General features: G+C 65.7%; 5 protein-coding genes. All 5 read right to left on the minus strand.

The annotated features are described in order from the left end of the window. Nucleotides 1-97: 97 nt before the first annotated feature. A complete protein-coding gene (gene pip, locus NHF53_RS06320; protein ID WP_114361952.1) occupies nucleotides 98-1,057 on the minus strand; it encodes a prolyl aminopeptidase in 960 nt (319 codons plus the stop codon). Then, nucleotides 1,054-1,551, minus strand: a complete 498-nt coding sequence (locus tag NHF53_RS06325) for a GFA family protein (RefSeq protein WP_252833538.1) — start codon at nucleotides 1,549-1,551, stop codon at nucleotides 1,054-1,056. The genes pip and NHF53_RS06325 overlap by 4 nt, the downstream gene beginning before the upstream one ends. Further along, nucleotides 1,548-2,018 carry a GFA family protein gene (locus tag NHF53_RS06330; protein ID WP_252833539.1) on the minus strand — a complete coding sequence of 157 codons (471 nt, stop codon included), beginning with the start codon at nucleotides 2,016-2,018 and terminating at the stop codon, nucleotides 1,548-1,550. The genes NHF53_RS06325 and NHF53_RS06330 overlap by 4 nt, the downstream gene beginning before the upstream one ends. A gap of 133 nt (nucleotides 2,019-2,151) precedes the next feature. Beyond that, nucleotides 2,152-2,628: a GFA family protein gene (locus NHF53_RS06335; protein WP_252833540.1), complete on the minus strand. Its 477-nt coding sequence runs from the start codon at nucleotides 2,626-2,628 to the stop codon at nucleotides 2,152-2,154. Nucleotides 2,629-2,844: 216 nt separating this feature from the next. Continuing rightward, complete coding sequence (locus NHF53_RS06340; RefSeq protein WP_252834929.1) at nucleotides 2,845-3,213, minus strand: endonuclease domain-containing protein; 369 nt, start codon at nucleotides 3,211-3,213, stop codon at nucleotides 2,845-2,847. Nucleotides 3,214-3,340: the final 127 nt, after the last annotated feature.

Below are 3,340 nucleotides of genomic sequence, written 5' to 3' on the forward strand. Positions count from 1 at the left end.
GAGGGTGAGGCCGCGTCGCACGCCAGTGCCGATCTCTCCCCTTGAGGGGGAGATGCCCGGCAGGGCAGAGGGGGGTAACCACGACCGCGACCATAACTTACACCTTCCCCGCAAACCGGTCGGTCGCGCGGATCAGCTGGTCGAGGATGCCGGGTTCGAGATAGGCGTGGCCGGCGCCTTCGATCAGGTGGAAATCCGCCTTCGGCCAGGCCTTGTGGAGTTGCCAGGCGTATTTCGCCGGGCAGGGCATGTCGTAGCGGCCGTGGATGATGACGCCCGGGATATCCTTGAGTTTCACGGCGTCGCGCAGCAACTGCCCTTCCTCCAGCCAGCCGGCATGGACGAAGAAGTGGTTCTCGATGCGGGCGAAGGCGAGCGCGAATTCCGGATCGTAGAAATGGTCGGAATAGTCCGGGTTCGGCAGCAGCGTGATCGTCTCGCCCTCCCAGCTGCTCCAGGCGACGGCGCAGCGCAGCTGCTCCTCGCGGTCGGTGCCGGTGAGCCGCCGGCGATAGGCGGCCATCATCTCGTGGCGTTCTGCCTCCGGGATCGGCGCCTGGAACCGCTCCCACTTGTCGGGGAACATTTCCGAGACGCCGAACTGGTAGTACCAGTCGAGCTCGGCCTTGGTCAGCGTGTAGACGCCGCGCAGCACCAGTTCGGACACGCGCTCGGGATGCGTCTCGGAGTAGGCGAGCGCCAGCGTCGAGCCCCAGGAGCCGCCGAAGACGAGCCATTTTTCGACGCCCATCATCTCGCGCAGCCGTTCGATGTCGGCGACGAGGTGCCAGGTGGTGTTCGCCTCGATCGAGGCATGCGGGGTCGACTTGCCGCAGCCGCGCTGGTCGAACATCATGACGTCGTAGAGGGCCGGATCGAAGACGCGGCGGTTGTTCGGGCCGGTCGCGCCGCCCGGGCCGCCATGCAGGAAGACGGCAGGCTTGGCGCCCTTGGTCCCGAAGCGCTCCCAGTAGACGCTATGCCCGTCGCCGACATCGAGGAAGCCCGTCTCGAAGGGTTCGATCTCGGGATAGAAGCCGCGCAGTTCGTTGGTCATGATCGGTCCTCTCGGGGCGGCCATGCCGCCGTATCGTGGTCGGGATGCTGGTGATTGCTGCGGCCGACGGCGGCGGTCCCGCCCGGCAGGTCGGAGCGGTCGGTCTCGCGCTCCGGCAGGCCGAAGAGCCGGTCGAAATAGGAGACCCTGGACTCGACCCCGTCCTGCGACACCGGCACGCCCGCTTCCGGGTCGTCGAGGCTGCCGATGGTGACGCTGATATAGGGCGAGCCGACAGTCTTGAAGAAAAGCGGCGTGCCGCATTTCGCGCAGAAGCCGCGGCCGCAGGGATCGGAGGAGCGGAACCAGCTCGGCTCGCCGCGGGTCAAGAGGAAGTCCTCGTTGCGGGTTCCGGTCAGAGCCATGAAGAAGTTGCCGCCGGCCTTCTGGCACATGCGGCAGTGACAGATATGCGGATAGCCGAGTTCGCCTGCGATCTTGTAGCGGATCGCGCCGCACTGGCAGCCGCCGGAATGGATCTCGCGGGTGCTCACGCCTCGTCCTCCTCGGGCGGCCAGACGGCGGTATCGTGGTCGGGATGCTGGAAGGAGACGACGGCGGCGAAGGACTCCTCCATTGCCGGGCTGCTGTAGGCCGGCTTTTCGAACAGGTGATCGATCCACGGCAGGCGCTTGTCGTGGTTCACCTGCACCTGCGGTTCGAGAAGCTCCGGATGGTCGAAGGCGCCGATCGCAAGTTCGATCTCTTCGCCCTGCTGGTAGGTGAGCGGCGTGCCGCATTTCTCACAGAAGCCGCGCTTCACCTTGGCGGAGGAACGGAAGAGCGTCGGCTGGCCGCGCGTCCAGGTGAGATGCGCCTGGTCGGCGGTGACGAAGGCGCCGAAGAACGAGCCGAAGTGCTTCTGGCACATGCGGCAATGGCAGATCGATGGCCGTCCGAGCTTTTCCGCCCGGAACCGGACCGCGCCGCACTGGCATCCGCCGGTGAATATGCCTTCCATGAACGCCTCCAAGGGTTCTATTTCAACATGACGTAGGCGACGACCGCGACGGTGACGACAAGGACGAGAACGCCCTTGCCGATCAGCCCGTAGAGCAGCCATTTCGGCATTTCCGTGCCGGGTTTCTTCTCGGTCATGGCTTGTCCTCCGGCCATGTATCGGTGTCGTGATCGGGGTGCTGGAACGAGACGATTTCTTCGAGGAACGGTGCGTTGTCGAGATCGTCCAGCGTCGAAAGCTCCGGCAGTTCGTGCAGATGGTCGAAGAAGCCGAGCTTCGCCTCGACACCGTACTGGACCGTCGGCGGCACGGCGGCGGGATCGTCGAAGGCGCCGGCCGCGATCGCCATCCCGTCCGGCGCCTCGTAGGTCAGCGGCGTGCCGCAGCCCCCGCAGAAGCCGCGCAGCACAAAATTCGACGAGCGGAACGTCTTCGGTGCGCCGCGGGTCCATTCGAAATCCGTGCCCCGCACGGAGACGAGCGGCGCGAAATAGCTGCCGAAGGCCTTCTGGCACATGCGGCAGTGACAGATCGAAGCGTCCGTCAGTGCACCGCGGACGCGAAAGCGCACCGCGCCGCACTGGCATCCGCCGGTATGGGTGTCAGTCATAACAGTCCTCCCGTGAGTCTGGCGCCGGGTTACCCCCCTCTGTCACTTCGTGACATCTCCCCCACAAGGGGGGAGAGTTGGGCCGCCGACGCCGTGAGAGCCTCACATTGCCGTGTTCGCCCCGAGCCGAAACGGTCGCAGCAACCCGATCTCCCCCCTTGTGGGGGAGATGCCCGGCAGGGCAGAGGGGGGTACCCCGCGACGAAGCCAAAGCAATCACGACCAGTCCTTACCCGCCACGATGATGATGTGCCGGCAGACATTGTCGAGGTCACGCAGCACGTCGTCGTTCCAGAACCGCAAGACCGTCCAGCCGTCCTCCTGCAGACGTCGCGTCCGCGCCCCATCGTAGGCGAGGTCGGCATCGTTCCCGTGCTGGGAGCCATCGACTTCGACGATCAGCTTGCTATCGGGGCAGGCGAAGTCGACGATGAAGCCGGCGATCGGAACCTGCCGGCGGAAGCCGAGACCCATCAGGCGATGCGCGCGCAGGCAATGCCAGAGCCTGCGTTCGGCATCGGTCATCTCTTTGCGCATCTGCCGTGCGTTTGCTCGGCGCCGGGGCGGGATCGGCGTGTGTGGCATGGTGGCTTCCATCACCGGTTTCATCCGGGGTGAAGACTGCCGCTGTCGGTGATCAAGGGCAAGCGCGCGATTGGCGGGTGCCGAGATTGCTGTACCCCCCTCTGTCCTGCCGGACATCTCCCCCACA

The sequence above is a fragment of the Ciceribacter sp. RN22 genome, from assembly GCF_024054295.1.
In the GTDB taxonomy this organism is placed as follows: domain Bacteria; phylum Pseudomonadota; class Alphaproteobacteria; order Rhizobiales; family Rhizobiaceae; genus Allorhizobium; species Allorhizobium lividum.